The organism is Janthinobacterium sp. BJB301, assembly GCF_002735685.1.
Lineage (GTDB): Bacteria > Pseudomonadota > Gammaproteobacteria > Burkholderiales > Burkholderiaceae_D > Janthinobacterium > Janthinobacterium lividum.
The window spans coordinates 366,741-380,270 of sequence record NZ_PDZJ01000002.1; the positions used below are offsets into that span (position 1 = coordinate 366,741).

Here is a 13,530-nt window from a genome sequence, read left to right on the forward strand (position 1 = left end):
CCGTCCCGGCCTCAGGCCGGCAGTGGCTGGACATATTCGTCGGGTTGCCAGTACAGCTGGCCATCGCGCTCGGCCACGGCAATCGGACGCAAGCGCCCGCCCTTGCAGGGGCCGCCCGCGCACAGGCCGCTTTCCGGCACATAGATGGCGCCATGCGTCGAACACATCAGGTACAAGCCGCTGGACTCGAAAAACTCGCCCTCGGCCCAGTCCAGTTCGATCGGCACGTGGGCGCAGCGGTTCAGGTAGCCATACGCCTTGCCGCCGTGGCGCACGACAAAACCGGTGGTCGTCTCGCCACCGGCCGAGACGGGAAAGCGCACGCCCTTGCCGCCATCGGCCACGGCGTCGGCGGCGCAAATGAATACATCGACAACATCGTTCATCATGCGTGCTCGCTCAGCCATTGATGCAGGTCGGCCACCGTGGCGGCCGAATACAGGGGATGGCAAGCTTGCAACTGCTCCACCGGATGCGCTCCATACTCTACGGCAATACTGGCCGCGCCTGCATTGCTTGCCATCAACAAATCATGACTGGTGTCGCCGATCATCACGGTGCGGCGCATATCCTGCCCCAGTTCGCGCGTCAGTTCCTGCAGCATGGCCGGATGGGGCTTGGAAAAAGTTTCGTCGGCGCAACGCGTCGCATCGAACAGCGACAGCAGCTTGACGGCATTCAAGGAGCGGTTCAGGCCGACACGGCTCTTGCCCGTGGCCACCGCCAGGAAATACGCCTGCTGCGAGAGTTCCTGCAGCATTTCGTAGACGCCAGGAAACAAAGCCAGCTCATGGTCGCGCGACAGGTAGTGATAGCGGTAGCGCTCGGCCATGCGCGCATGGTATTTCGGCTCCACGTCGGGCATCACCAGCTGCATGGCTTCCTGCAAGCCCAGGCCGATCACATGCGAAGCGAGCAACTCGGTGGGAATTGGCAAGCCCAAGTCTTTGGCCGAAGCCTGGATGCACTTGACGATGGTCGAGGTACTGTCTATCAGCGTACCGTCCCAATCGAAGACGATCAGATCAAATTGCTTTCTTGCCATGTTTCCCGACGGCATAGCCGCCGGCTCCTTGAGAATGAATGATGGCGACTGACTACCTTGTGAGTAGTGTCACGCGCACGGTGCTTACTTATCGTGCGGCAACGGCCAATGGTTTGCCCAAGCTTACCAAGAAACGCTCGCATTCGGCAGCCAGCGGCGCGTTCAGGGTCATCGTCTTGCCCGTTTCCGGATGCGTAAACGTGATCTGGTGCGCGTGCAGGAACATGCGTTTCAGGGCACCGCGCGTGCTGTCGGCTTTCAACAGGGCACGGTTGAGGGCAAAGTCGCCATATTTATCGTCGCCGGCGATGGGAAAACCGGACGAAGACAGGTGCACGCGAATCTGGTGCGTGCGTCCCGTCTTCAATTCCGCTTCCAGCAAGGCGAAGTTGTGATATTTATGCAACAGTGAAAACACCGTGTGCGACGCCAGACCATCGGCCTGCACGGCCACCCGGCGCTCGCCTTCGGCCGTCGTATATTTATGCAGCGGCAACTTGATATGCTGGCGCGCATTCTTCCAGTCGCCGGCCACCAGCACCAGGTAGCGCTTGTCCGTGACGCCATCGCGCATCTGCTCGTGCAAGTTCGTCAACGCCGAGCGCTTCTTTGCCAGCAACAGCAGTCCGGACGTGTCGCGGTCCAGGCGGTGCACCAGTTCCAAAAACTTGGCGTCGGGGCGCGAAGCGCGCAATTGCTCGATCACGCCGAACGACACGCCCGAGCCGCCATGCACGGCCACGCCGGCCGGCTTGTCGATGACGAGCAGCTGCGCATCTTCGAAGATGATCTTGAATTCGGCGGCCGGCGCGCCCGTTGGCGCCTTTTCGGCCACGCGCACGGGGGGAATGCGCACCACGTCGCCAGCGGCGAGACGGTACAGCTGATCGATACGGCCTTTATTAACCCGCACTTCTCCCGATCGCAAGATCCGGTAGATGTGGCTTTTAGGCACTCCCTTGCACACTCTTAATAAGTAGTTGTCGATGCGCTGGCCTGCTTCTTCCTCGGCGATCGTTACGAATTGGGCTTGCGGCTGAACCGGGGGTGTTGAAGGGGGAACAACATCATTTTGACTCTTCATTTACTATGTCTTCCCAGAAATCTCTCTAAGTCCTTCATTTTGAATATATAATTGTTTTTGCTGCGGCCCTGGCTGCTGCGAGTGTAAGAATAAAAGCACATTTTACACAGGGGCGTCTCCACCGGCCTCGCCAAATTGCAAATTCGGTGGAAAAAAATGTATATGCACCATCCCTGCGCGAATCAAGGTTGCACCGTAGTTGTAATCGGATAACGCGTGGAGATGCTGAAGTGAGTGTATTGGATTATAAGGATAAGTACCCGTTAGCGCGACTTATCGAGTCGGGCTCGCGGGTTGATGAAGTTGATAACGCTTGCCGTTTTCGCCAAACCCCGTATGCGGCCACAATACTGAGGGTTGTCGATGAATAGGCTGAGGCCAAGCCTCGCCATCGCGATCCCTGTAATGAGCCGGCTTACGATTTGGCTCTGAATTTGCTGACCACTTGCATTCTCTGCCCCCGACATCCGGGCTGCTTCAGATGAGTTGCAAGTGTCCTGTGCACTCGGCATGACGATCGACCTCACCGCGCCTGTTGCGGCCGTAACGTATACCTCGTACGCGTTGTTGCTCCGCACGCCTAGGCATTTCCCCCGCCAGCACTCCCGTTCTCGCATATATCCCTGTACTTCGCCGCTTCCCCGGAAGCGGCTTTGAGATGGCCTACGGGTCGCGGAGTTATAAAAATGAAACGCATGTTGTTTAATGCCACGCAGCAAGAAGAACTGCGCGTAGCGATTGTCGACGGACAAAAACTGATCGACATCGATATCGAGACAGCCGGGCGCGAACAGCGCAAATCCAACATCTACAAGGGCGTGATCACGCGCATCGAGCCATCGCTCGAAGCGTGCTTCGTCAGCTATGGCGAAGACCGCCACGGCTTCCTGCCTTTCAAGGAAGTTGCCCGCACGTACTTCCGTGAAGGCGTGGACGTGCGTAACGCTTCCGTCAAGGAAGCGCTGCGCGAAGGCCAGGAAATCATGGTCCAGGTGGAAAAGGAAGAGCGCGGCAACAAGGGCGCCGCCCTGACCTCGTTCGTCTCGCTGGCCGGCCGTTACCTGGTCCTGATGCCGAACAACCCGCGTGGCGGTGGCGTATCGCGCCGCGTGGAAGGGGAAGAGCGCCAGGAATTGCGCGAAACCATGGATAAACTGGACTTGCCAGCTGGCATGTCCGTCATTGCCCGCACCGCCGGCATCGGCCGCAACGTCGATGAACTGCAATGGGACTTGAATTACCTGATGCAACTGTGGCGCGCCATCGAAGGCGCCGGCAAATCGGCCAACGGCGCTTTCCTGATCTACCAGGAATCGTCGCTCGTCATCCGCGCCATCCGCGACTACTTCCAGCCCGACATCGGCGAGATCCTGATCGACACCGACGAGATCTACGACCAGGCGCACCAGTTCATGAGCCACGTGATGCCCGACATGGTGCACCGCGTAAAACGCTACAGCGACGACGTGCCGCTGTTCTCGCGCTTCCAGATCGAACACCAGATCGAAACGGCCTACAGCCGCACCGTGCCGTTGCCATCGGGCGGCGCCATCGTTATCGACCACACGGAAGCCTTGGTCTCCGTCGACGTCAACTCGGCCCGCGCCACGCGCGGCTCGGACATCGAGACGACCGCCTTCAACACCAACTGCGAAGCGGCCGAAGAAGTGGCCCGCCAGCTGCGTCTGCGCGACTTGGGCGGCCTGATCGTCATCGACTTCATCGACATGGAAGTGGCAAAGAATCAGCGCGAAGTGGAACAGCGCCTGAAAGATGCGCTGCACCATGACCGTGCCCGTGTACAAATGGGCAAGATTTCCCGCTTCGGCCTGATGGAACTGTCGCGCCAGCGCCTGCGTCCTTCGCTGTCCGAAGGCTCGCACGTGACGTGCCCGCGCTGCTCCGGCACCGGCCACATCCGCGATACGGAGTCGTCCGCCCTGCAGGTGCTGCGCATCATCCAGGAAGAGGCGATGAAGGAAAACTCGGCCACCATCCACGTGCAGGTTCCCGTGGACGTGGGCGCCTTCCTGCTGAACGAAAAGCGCGGCGAAGTACTGAAGATCGAGAACCGCCACCGCATCGCCGTGATCCTGATCCCGAACAAGCATCTGGAAACGCCACACTACAAGCTCGAACGCATCAAGCACGACGATCCGCGTCTGGAAGACAGCCAGGCCAGCTACAACCTGGCTGAAAGCGCTGAAACCGACATGGCTTACAGCAAGCGCCAGAAGGAAGAAGCCAAGCCGCGCCAGGAAGCCGTCGTCAAGACGATCACCCCTGACCAGCCGGCACCGCTGGTCGAGCGCAAGCCCGTCGAAGCGAAACCGGCTCCAGTGGCCGCGCCTGCCGCACCACAGGGCCTGATCGCCAAGATCATCAGCTTCTTCACCGGCGCCCCGGCACCGGTGGCACCGGCACCTGCCCCCGTTGCACCAGCCAAGCCGGCCGGCGCCGACCGCGGCGACCGCAACAGCCGTGGCCCGCGTGGCCGTGGCCGCAACGGCAAGCCTGGCCGCGAAGAACGCGAACCGGGCCAGGGCCGTCCAGCCCAGGACGATGCAGCAGCGGAAGCACTGGAAAAAGCGGCACGTCCGCCACGCCCACCGCGTCCGCCACGCGAACCGCGTGAAGCCCGCGAAGGCGGCGATGCAACGGCGGCACCACGCGAACGCGGCGAACGTCCTGAGCGCGCGGAACGCCCAGAGCGCGCAGAACGTCCGGAACGCGCCGAACGTCCGCCACGCCAGCCACGCGAAGGCCGCGAACCGCGCGCCGACAAGGCTGTTGTTGCTGAAGTGAAAGCTGAAGAGCTGGCACTGGTTGGCGCCACCGCCAGCGCAGTGAATGTCGTCGTGCCGTCCAACGGCCCGGAATCCGACGCCGCACCGGCGAACCTGCTGAAAGCGCCGGCGAATGCCGGTCCTGAAGGCGAAGAGACGGAAAACGACGTGGAAGGCGAAGAACCGCGCCGCCGCCGCCGTCGTGGTGGCCGCAACCGCAACCGCCGCGACCGCGAAACGGGCGAGCTGATCGAATCGGCAAACGGTGAAAACGAAGGCCAGGATGCACCGGTAATCAGCTTCACGGTTGCTCCGGCGCCGGAAGCTGCCGCCGATGCCGCTCCAGTAGCCGTCGTGGCTGCCGCCGCTGTCGTCGCCGTCGCTGCGCCAGTGGAAGCTGCTGCCGAAACCGCTCCTGCCGTCGTGGCTGAAGTGGTCGAAGTGGTCGAAATCGCCAAGGTCGTGGACATCGCCAAGGTCCAAGAAGCCGCACCAGCCGCTGAAGTGATCGTGGCGCCAGCCCCTGTGGAAGCGGCTGCAGCGCAAGCTGAACCAGCCGCTGCCGAACCAGTACCAGCTGCCGAGTACAGCTTTGCCGAGAAAGCGGAAGCCGCAGCCGTGCCTGCTCCGGCGGAAGTCATCGTCGAAGCGGCGCCAGTCGTGGAAACGGTTGCTGTCGTGGAAACCGTCGCCGTAGCTGAAGAAGCGCCAGTCGCCGAAGCGGCACCGGCCGTGGTGGAAGCGGCTCCGGTGGTTGCCGAAGTGGCTCCCGCCCCTGTTCCTGCACCTGCTCCGGCGCCAGCCCCTGTGGCAGCTCCGGCTCCTGCACCGGCTCCTGCTGCGCCAGTCGCCGCGCCGCTGGACTTGAGCGCAGTGCTCGGTTCGGCCGGCCTGACCCTGGCTGCCACCGATCCGGAAAAACTGCGCCTGGCGCAGGAAGCCGCTGCCAAGGCAGTTGCTCCCGTGCGCAAGCCGCGCGAACGCAAGCCATTGCCGCCGCAATCGGATGAGCCGTTGATCCAGGTCAACACGCAACGTCCATAAGCGCGCCGGGTTCGCCCAGCCGCCAATGATGAAAGGGGAAGCTCAGGCTTCCCCTTTTTTACGTCCACTTCTTTGCCAGCCATCCGCCCGCCATGCACGAGAACGCCAATCAAGCTCCCGCCCCCGTCAGCCTGCGCAGCGCCTTCCGCTACTGGCTCAAGCTCGGTTGCGTCAGTTTTGGCGGCCCGGCCGGGCAAATCGCCATGATGCATGCGGAGCTGGTGGAAAAGCGGCGCTGGATTTCCGAGCAGCGCTTCCTGCACGCCCTCAACTACTGCATGCTGCTGCCGGGGCCGGAAGCGACCCAGCTGGCCATCTACATCGGCTGGCTGATGCACCGCACGCGCGGCGCCCTGGTGGCGGGCCTGCTGTTCTTGCTGCCCTCGCTGCTGGTGCTGATCATGCTGTCCTGGCTCTACATGGCGTATGGCCACGTGGGCGCCATCGCCGGCGTCCTGTACGGCATCAAGCCGGCCGTCGTCGCCATCGTGCTGGCGGCCGCCTGGCGCCTGGGCCGGCGCACCTTGCGCAGCCCCGGGCTGATCGCCATCGCGGCGGGCGCATTTGTCGCCATCGCCGTGCTACAGCTGCCATTTCCGCTGATCGTGCTCGCCGCAGCCCTTCTGGGCATGGCGGGCGGCCGCTGGCTGCCGGGCCACTTTCATCTGGGCGGCACGCAACATGTCGGCGCAGCCCGCTACGGCGCCGCCCTCATCGATGACGACACGCCCACGCCGGAGCACGCGCGCTTCAGCTGGCCGCGCCTGCTGGCCACCTGTGCGCTGGGTCTGGCCCTGGCCTTCCTCGCCTGGCTGGGCCTGGCGCTGGCGGGCGGCGCGGACCAGCCGCTGGCGCAGATGGGCGTGTTTTTCAGCAAGGCGGCCCTGCTCACGTTTGGCGGCGCGTATGCCGTGCTGCCCTATCTGGTGCAGGGCGCCGCCGACCACTACCACTGGATCACCAGCGCGCAAATGATGGATGGCCTGGCGCTGGGCGAAACGACGCCCGGCCCCCTGATCATGATCGTCGCCTTCATCGGTTTTGTCGGCGGCTGGAGCCATGCCGTGACAGGGGAGCAGCTGTGGCTGGCGGGCGTGTGCGGCGCGCTCGTCGCCAGCTGGTTTACCTTCCTGCCCTCGTTCATCTTCATCCTGGCCGGCGCGCCGCTGGTGGAAGCATCGCGCGGCAATTTGCGCCTGAGCGCGCCCCTGACGGCCATCTCGGCAGCCGTGGTGGGCGTCATCGCCAGCCTGGCGCTGTTCTTTGGCCGCCATGTCTTCTGGCAAGAAAACCCGCTGCCGCACTGGGACTGGCTGGCGATGTTCATCGCGCTGGCGGCCGGCGTGGCGCTGATCAGGTTTCAAGTGGGCACCATCAAATTGCTGCTCGCCTGTGCCATCTTCGGCCTCGTGCTATCGTATCTGCCTTGAACGACTCAACGTAAGTGGTATCACCTTTCATGGCTGACAAGATTATCTACCTCGCCGAAGCCCGCAACGGGGCACCGGCGATCCCCGCGCAGCTGGAAAGCCCCAGCGGCAATGTGGCCGACAGCCTGGGCCGGCCCCTGCACGACTTGCGCATCTCGATTACCGACCGCTGCAATTTCCGTTGCGTGTATTGCATGCCGAAGGACGTGTTCGACAAGAACCACGTGTATCTGCCGCACACGGATTTGCTGTCGTTCGAGGAAATCACGCGCATCGCGCGCCTGTTCGTCGAGCACGGCGTGGAAAAGATCCGCCTGACGGGCGGCGAACCGCTGCTGCGCAAGAATATCGAAAAGCTCATCGCCATGCTGGCCGACCTGCGCACGCCGTCGGGCCAGCCGCTGGACCTGACCCTGACGACCAATGGTTCCTTGCTGGCAAGAAAAGCGCAGGCGCTCAAGGATGCGGGCCTGAACCGGGTTACCGTGTCGCTCGATTCGCTCGACGACGCCACCTTCAAGCGCATGAACGATGTGGATTTTGCCGTGGCCGACGTGCTGCACGGCATCGATGCGGCGCACCAGGCAGGACTCGGCCCCATCAAGATCAACATGGTCGTCAAGGCCGGCATGAACGAGCAGGAAATCGTGCCCATGGCGCGCCACTTCAAGGGCACGCCGTACATCCTGCGCTTCATCGAATACATGGACGTGGGCGCCTCGAACGGCTGGAACTTGCAGGAAGTCATCCCTTCGGCAGAAGTCGTACGCCGTATCGGCGCGCAGATGCCCTTGCTACCCATCAACCCGAACTACACGGGCGAAACGGCGGCGCGCTGGCGCTATGCGGATGGCAGCGGCGAGATCGGCCTCATTTCCAGCGTCACGCAAGCGTTCTGCGCCGACTGCAGCCGCGCCCGCCTCTCGACCGAAGGCAAGCTGTACACGTGCCTGTTCGCCAGCAGCGGCCACGACTTGCGCAGCCTGCTGCGCGGCGGCCACAGCGATGCGGAAATTTCCTCGGCCGTGGCGCAGCTGTGGCGCGGCCGCGGCGACCGCTATTCGCAATTGCGCACCAGCCAGACGGATTTGACGGGCGGCGCACTTGAGCACGGTAAAAAGAAAGTGGAAATGTCGTACATCGGCGGCTGAATCGGGAGCGGCGCCCGCTTGCCGCTGCTACCATGGCGTATGCATCCACATTTTCGCCTCTCATGATCAATCAACACGACATTACCGGCCTGATCCTGGCCGGCGGCCTCGGCACGCGCATGGGCCAGCGCGACAAGGGCATGCTGCCCCTGCATGGCCAGCCCCTGGTCCGCCACGTGCTGCAGCGCCTGGCGCCGCAAGTGGGCCAGCTGGCCATCAGTGTCCATGCGGATGCCGGAGATTACGCGCGCTTCGGCCTGCCCGTGTGGCCCGACGCGCTGCCCGGCCAGCTCGGTCCGCTGGCAGGCTTGTACAGCGGCATGCAGCATGCCACCGCCCCCTATCTGCTCACCGTGCCGTGCGACTCGCCATTGCTGCCGCCCGACCTGGCAGCGCGCCTGGCCGCCGGCCTGGCCGAGCACAATGCGGACCTGGCCATCGCCGTCACCGAGGACATCGATCCCGCGACGGGCCAGACGGTACGCCGCCCGCACCCCGTCTTCTGTCTCGTCAAGACTTCCGCCCTGCCCCAGCTCGATGCGTACCTGCGCGGCGGAGAGCGCCGCATGCGCACCTGGCATGGCCCCTTGAAACTGGCCGAGGTGCTGTTCGAGAACAATAGCGCGTTCGGCAACATCAATACCCCGGACGAGCTGGCGGCCCTGCAGGCGCAGGGCCTGTCCGTGCCGATGGCACAAGCCATCCTGGCCGACACCGTCGCGCCTGTCGCCGAGATCGAGGAACTGCCGCTGCCGCAAGCGTTCGAGCGCATCCTGGCGGCCGACATCATCTCGCCCATCAGCGTGCCCGCGCACGACAATTCCGCCATGGATGGCTACGCCCTGCACGGCGCCGACCTCGGTGGCGACACTGCTGTCACCCTGGCCGTGGTCGATACCATCCTGGCCGGGCGTCCCGGCACGGTCAACATTGGACGCGGCCAATGCGCGCGCATCATGACGGGCGCCGTCATGCCGGACGGCTGCGACAGCGTGGTGCCGCAGGAACTGGTGCAGCACGCCAGCGCACAGCACATCACCGTGGCGCCGGACTGCATCCGCGCCGGCGACAACCGCCGCTTCAAGGGCGAAGACTTGATGCAGGACCAGCCTGCCCTGCTGCAAGGCAAACGCCTGGGTCCTGCGGAACTGGGGCTACTGGCCTCGCTGGGCATCGCCACGGTGCCCGTGCGCCGGCGCCTGCGCGTGGCCTTCTTTTCCACCGGCGACGAGTTGCGCTCGATCGGCGAGCAACTCGACGCGGGCTGCATCTACGACAGCAACCGCTACACCCTGCTGGGCATGCTGACCCGCCTCGGCTGCGACGTGCTCGACATGGGTATCGTCAAGGACAATCCGCAAGCGCTGGAAGCGGCCCTGCGCGGCGCCTGCGCTTCGGCCGACGTCATCATCACGTCGGGCGGCGTGTCCAGCGGCGCGGCCGATTTTACGCGCGACATCCTGGCGCGCCTCGGTGAAGTGGCCTTCTGGCAAATCAACATGCGCCCGGGCCGCCCCATGGCCTTCGGCCGGATTGCCAGCGAAGGCGAATCGGCACTACTGCTGGGCCTGCCCGGCAACCCCGTGGCCGTGATGGCGGCGTTCTATTTCCTCGCCCGCCCGACCCTGCTGCGCCTGATGGGCGCCGCTGCGGACACGGCCAGCCTGCCGCTGCTGCAGGTGGCGGCGCAAGCGCCCATCCGCAAGAAACGGGGCCGCACGGAATACCAGCGCGGCATCGTCGAACGGGGCGCGGACGGGCGCCAGCACGTGCGCGTGACGGGAGCGCAAGGCTCCGGCATCCTGCGCTCGATGACGCAAGCCAATTGCATGATCGTGCTGCACGAAGCGCAAGGCCACGTGGCGGCCGGCGACCTGGTCGATATCGTGCTGTTCCATGGATTGACCTGATGCACCACCACCGGCCAGGCTGACGCGCTGGCCGGGCCGTATTCCACGCTGCGTCACCTGTGTCTCCCCCTCCTCTTCACAACGGCCCGCCCTGCGCGGGCCGTTCGCATTGCCCCTTCGCAATCAATTTATCCTGCACGGCAACTGTTCGGCTATCAAGATAAAAATATTAATCATTTCCATGACCAATAAATCAATAAAGACAACACTAATTGTAATAATTTTATTTATTAGTTGATATTGAAGTTTCTTCGGTGATAACATTCAAGCTTGTATAAAGTTCAATTTTGATATTGTTTTCATGAGGAAACTAACAATGAGACACAGCTCATGGATCGCGGGAGCCAGCATGCTGGGCGTGGCATGCCTGCTTGCTACCTTGTCCCTGGCGCCCTTGACCGCCAGCGCGAAAGGCATCGCGCGCGCCGGTGTGCTGGATAACTGCAACTGGAACCGTCCAGGCGTCGACCCGTTCATGGGTGACGTGGTGGCGGCGGTAGACCGCTATACGGATATCGCGCCGCCAGTGCGCGAACAATTGAAGGAGCGCATGCGCGCGCGCCAGTACGATGAGATCGTGGTGATCAGCCGCGACGCCATCCGCGGCAAGGGCAACTACAACACGCGCATCAGCGACATGCATTTCGGCCCTGGCCGCGTTTGCCGCAATGTCACACGTGCAGGCTGGAGCGAACAGATGCAGGAACGGGGACTCGTGTATTGCGTACAGGGCCAGTGCATCCTCGTGCCGACGATTTGCCGTAACGTCAGCCGTATCACGCAGGCACCCGCGTCGGCGCCGCCGGCGGCAGGCGCCGCGCCCGGCGGTGCAGCGCCTGTTGCGGCCGCCCCCGCCGCCCCGGAAGCGGCAGGCGTGCCACTGATCGACAATCCCGACGCCTTGCGCGGCGGTTCTTTCACGGGCGGCGCCATGCCGCCCGAGGTGGCCAGCATTCCGTTCCTGCCTTTCAACAATTATGTGCGCACCGTCGGCGGCATCACGCCGCCGGCCGGCATGGGCGGCGGCGGTGGTGGCGGTGGCGGTCTGCCGCCGGACCAGGGCAGCAGCATCATCGTGCCACCCACCGTGATCATCCCCACCTTTCCACCCACGGTGCCGACGGTCTTGCCGGCCGTGCCCGAACCGCAAACCTGGGCCATGCTGCTGGCGGGACTGGCGCTGGTCGGCTACAGCGCGCTGCGCCGCCGCACTGTGCGGGCGGCCTGAGGCGGCGCGCTACTCGCCGTCGCCGGCGTCCGCCTTACCCAGCAGCAAGGCGGCCGCCTCGCCCGGCAAGGCTTCCACGGATTTCAATTTGCGCGCCATCTGCCGGCTGCGCACTTCCGCGCTTTCGATATTCTTCGCCGCCTTTTCCAGGGTCAGCCGGGTTTGCGACAGCACGTCGCCGAACTTGCCGAACTCCGTCTTGACGGCGCCCAGCACTTGCCACACTTCCGACGAGCGCTTTTCCAGCGCCAGGGTGCGGAAACCCATTTGCAGGCTGTTGAGCAAGGCCGTCAACGTGGATGGTCCGGCGATGCTGACCCGGTGCACGCGCTGCAATTCGTCGGCCAGGCCCGGGCGGCGCAACACTTCCGCATACAAGCCTTCCGTGGGCAGGAACAGGATGGCAAAGTCGGTGGTGTGCGGCGGCGCCAGGTATTTCTCGGCGATGGTTTTCGCTTCGCCCCGCACGGCCCGTTCCAGCTCGCGTCCGGCCAGGGCCACGCCGTCGGCATCGGCCCGCTCGGCCGCCTCGACCAGGCGCTCGTACTGTTCCTTGGGAAACTTCGCGTCGATCGGCATCCACACGGGAGGGCCGCCGTCGGACAGGCCCGGCAGTTTCAAGGCGAATTCCACGCGCGCGCCGCTGCCGGCCACGGTTTCCACGTTCTTCGCATACTGGTCGACAGTGAGTACCTGCTCCAGCAGCATTTCCAGCTGCACTTCGCCCCAGGTGCCACGCGTCTTCACATTGGTGAGTACCCGCTTCAAATCGCCCACGCCCAGCGCCAGCTGCTGCATCTCGCCGAGACCCTGGTGGACTTTTTCCAGCCGCTCCGACACTTGCTGGAACGACGCACTGAGGCGCGTTTCCAGCGTGGCGTGCAGTTTCTCGTCGACCGTCTTGCGCATCTCTTCCAGGCGTGCGCCATTGTCGGCCTGCAAGTCGCGGATCTTGTTCTCGAGCGTGGCGCGCACTTCCAGCATGCGCTGCGCATTCGATTCCGTCAGCTGGGCCAGGGTTTGATTGGTACTCTCGGCAAAGCGCGCCAGGCTTTGCGCCTGCTCTTCGCGCCCGACTTTCCCCTGCGCCTGCATCTGCGTGCGCAGGCTGTCGAGTTGTTGCAGAGTCGCCGCCTGGAATTGCGCCAGGCCGGTGGCCAGGTCCTGGCGCGTCGCTTGCGCCGATGCCTGCAGTTGCAGCCGCACTTCGCGCTCGACCCGGTCGATGCGCTCCAGGCTTTGCTGCTGGTGCTGTTGCACCAGCGCCAGGGTGGTGGCGCCATCGCCGGCCGCGCCACGCGGGCGCAGCAAGATCAATAGCAACAGGACGATGGCGACGATGGCGGCGCCCAGCAGGCTGTAAAACTCGATTGGGCTCATGGGTGTCAGTCAGGCTTGTTGCGCATCCAGTCGGCCGTCTGATAGAACGATTCCATCAGGCGTACGCGCAAGGATTCTTCGATGCCCGTGTCTTCCATGGCCCAGGCCATGGCGCGCAGCCACTGGTCGCGCTCGCTGGTGCCGATGGCGTAGGGCAAGTGACGGGCGCGCAGGCGCGGGTGGCCGAATTTCTCGATATACAAATCCGGTCCGCCCATCCAGCCCGTGAGGAAGAAATACAGCTTGTCGCGCGAGCCGTCCGTCGATGGCGGATGCATGACGCGGATGCCGGCGAACTCGGCTTCGAGCTCCATCAAGTCATAAAAACGGTCGACCATTTCGCGCAGCACGGGGGCGCCGCCGATGGTCTCGTACAGGGTGGGGGCAGTGGTATCAGTCATGGCCGCCATGATAGCGCAAGCGCTGGCGCCTCATGCGGCGGCAGCTGTCGCTGCCACAATAAAAAGCAATA

Annotated in this window: 10 protein-coding genes; 5 read left to right on the plus strand and 5 right to left on the minus strand. The window is 63.9% G+C overall.

Annotation, left to right across the window (positions count from 1 at the left end; translation table 11 throughout):
* Positions 1 to 11: 11 nt before the first annotated feature.
* From CSQ91_RS14970 to CSQ91_RS14980, 3 genes are all read right to left on the minus strand, one after another.
* Positions 12 to 389, minus strand: coding sequence for a Rieske (2Fe-2S) protein (locus CSQ91_RS14970; RefSeq protein WP_099388829.1), 378 nt, complete (start codon positions 387 to 389; stop codon positions 12 to 14).
* On the minus strand, positions 386 to 1,045 hold the full coding sequence (locus CSQ91_RS14975) for an HAD-IIIA family hydrolase (RefSeq protein WP_034785432.1): 660 nt from the start codon (positions 1,043 to 1,045) through the stop codon (positions 386 to 388). The genes CSQ91_RS14970 and CSQ91_RS14975 overlap by 4 nt, the downstream gene beginning before the upstream one ends.
* An 88-nt stretch (positions 1,046 to 1,133) precedes the next feature.
* Positions 1,134 to 2,129 carry an RluA family pseudouridine synthase gene (locus CSQ91_RS14980; protein ID WP_034785281.1) on the minus strand — a complete coding sequence of 332 codons (996 nt, stop codon included), beginning with the start codon at positions 2,127 to 2,129 and terminating at the stop codon, positions 1,134 to 1,136.
* Positions 2,130 to 2,815: 686 nt separating this feature from the next.
* Between CSQ91_RS14980 and CSQ91_RS14990 the strand changes: the two genes are divergently transcribed.
* The 5 genes from CSQ91_RS14990 (at position 2,816) to CSQ91_RS28950 (ending at position 11,678) form a co-directional block, all read left to right on the plus strand.
* On the plus strand, positions 2,816 to 5,959 hold the full coding sequence (locus CSQ91_RS14990) for an Rne/Rng family ribonuclease (protein WP_099388830.1): 3,144 nt from the start codon (positions 2,816 to 2,818) through the stop codon (positions 5,957 to 5,959).
* Between the two features lie 92 nt (positions 5,960 to 6,051).
* Entirely contained in the window at positions 6,052 to 7,389 is a 1,338-nt protein-coding gene (chrA, locus tag CSQ91_RS14995; protein ID WP_099388831.1) for a chromate efflux transporter, read from the plus strand.
* A gap of 29 nt (positions 7,390 to 7,418) precedes the next feature.
* Positions 7,419 to 8,540, plus strand: a complete 1,122-nt coding sequence (moaA, locus tag CSQ91_RS15000) for a GTP 3',8-cyclase MoaA (RefSeq protein WP_099388832.1) — start codon at positions 7,419 to 7,421, stop codon at positions 8,538 to 8,540.
* A gap of 62 nt (positions 8,541 to 8,602) precedes the next feature.
* Complete coding sequence (gene moeA, locus CSQ91_RS15005; RefSeq protein WP_257217363.1) at positions 8,603 to 10,450, plus strand: molybdopterin molybdotransferase MoeA; 1,848 nt, start codon at positions 8,603 to 8,605, stop codon at positions 10,448 to 10,450.
* Positions 10,451 to 10,766: 316 nt separating this feature from the next.
* Entirely contained in the window at positions 10,767 to 11,678 is a 912-nt protein-coding gene (locus CSQ91_RS28950; RefSeq protein ID WP_180278439.1) for an MHFG family PEP-CTERM protein, read from the plus strand.
* A 9-nt stretch (positions 11,679 to 11,687) separates the two neighbouring features.
* On the opposite strand, the gene rmuC is transcribed toward CSQ91_RS28950, so the two are convergent.
* Both rmuC and CSQ91_RS15020 read right to left on the minus strand, forming a co-directional pair.
* Entirely contained in the window at positions 11,688 to 13,058 is a 1,371-nt protein-coding gene (gene rmuC, locus CSQ91_RS15015; protein ID WP_099388834.1) for a DNA recombination protein RmuC, read from the minus strand.
* A 5-nt stretch (positions 13,059 to 13,063) separates the two neighbouring features.
* Positions 13,064 to 13,459, minus strand: coding sequence for a group II truncated hemoglobin (locus CSQ91_RS15020; RefSeq protein WP_034785429.1), 396 nt, complete (start codon positions 13,457 to 13,459; stop codon positions 13,064 to 13,066).
* Positions 13,460 to 13,530 lie beyond the last annotated feature (71 nt).

What these genes read in the sequence shown, in the direction of transcription:
- CSQ91_RS14970 (WP_099388829.1), bottom strand. Translation starts at nt 389, where the DNA reads ATGATGAACGATGTTGTCGATGTATTCATTTGCGCCGCCGACGCCGTG.
- CSQ91_RS14975 (WP_034785432.1), bottom strand. Translation starts at nt 1,045, where the DNA reads ATGGCAAGAAAGCAATTTGATCTGATCGTCTTCGATTGGGACGGTACG.
- CSQ91_RS14980 (WP_034785281.1), bottom strand. Translation starts at nt 2,129, where the DNA reads ATGAAGAGTCAAAATGATGTTGTTCCCCCTTCAACACCCCCGGTTCAG.
- CSQ91_RS14990 (WP_099388830.1), top strand. Translation starts at nt 2,816, where the DNA reads ATGAAACGCATGTTGTTTAATGCCACGCAGCAAGAAGAACTGCGCGTA.
- chrA (WP_099388831.1), top strand. Translation starts at nt 6,052, where the DNA reads ATGCACGAGAACGCCAATCAAGCTCCCGCCCCCGTCAGCCTGCGCAGC.
- moaA (WP_099388832.1), top strand. Translation starts at nt 7,419, where the DNA reads ATGGCTGACAAGATTATCTACCTCGCCGAAGCCCGCAACGGGGCACCG.
- moeA (WP_257217363.1), top strand. Translation starts at nt 8,603, where the DNA reads ATGATCAATCAACACGACATTACCGGCCTGATCCTGGCCGGCGGCCTC.
- CSQ91_RS28950 (WP_180278439.1), top strand. Translation starts at nt 10,767, where the DNA reads ATGAGACACAGCTCATGGATCGCGGGAGCCAGCATGCTGGGCGTGGCA.
- rmuC (WP_099388834.1), bottom strand. Translation starts at nt 13,058, where the DNA reads ATGAGCCCAATCGAGTTTTACAGCCTGCTGGGCGCCGCCATCGTCGCC.
- CSQ91_RS15020 (WP_034785429.1), bottom strand. Translation starts at nt 13,459, where the DNA reads ATGACTGATACCACTGCCCCCACCCTGTACGAGACCATCGGCGGCGCC.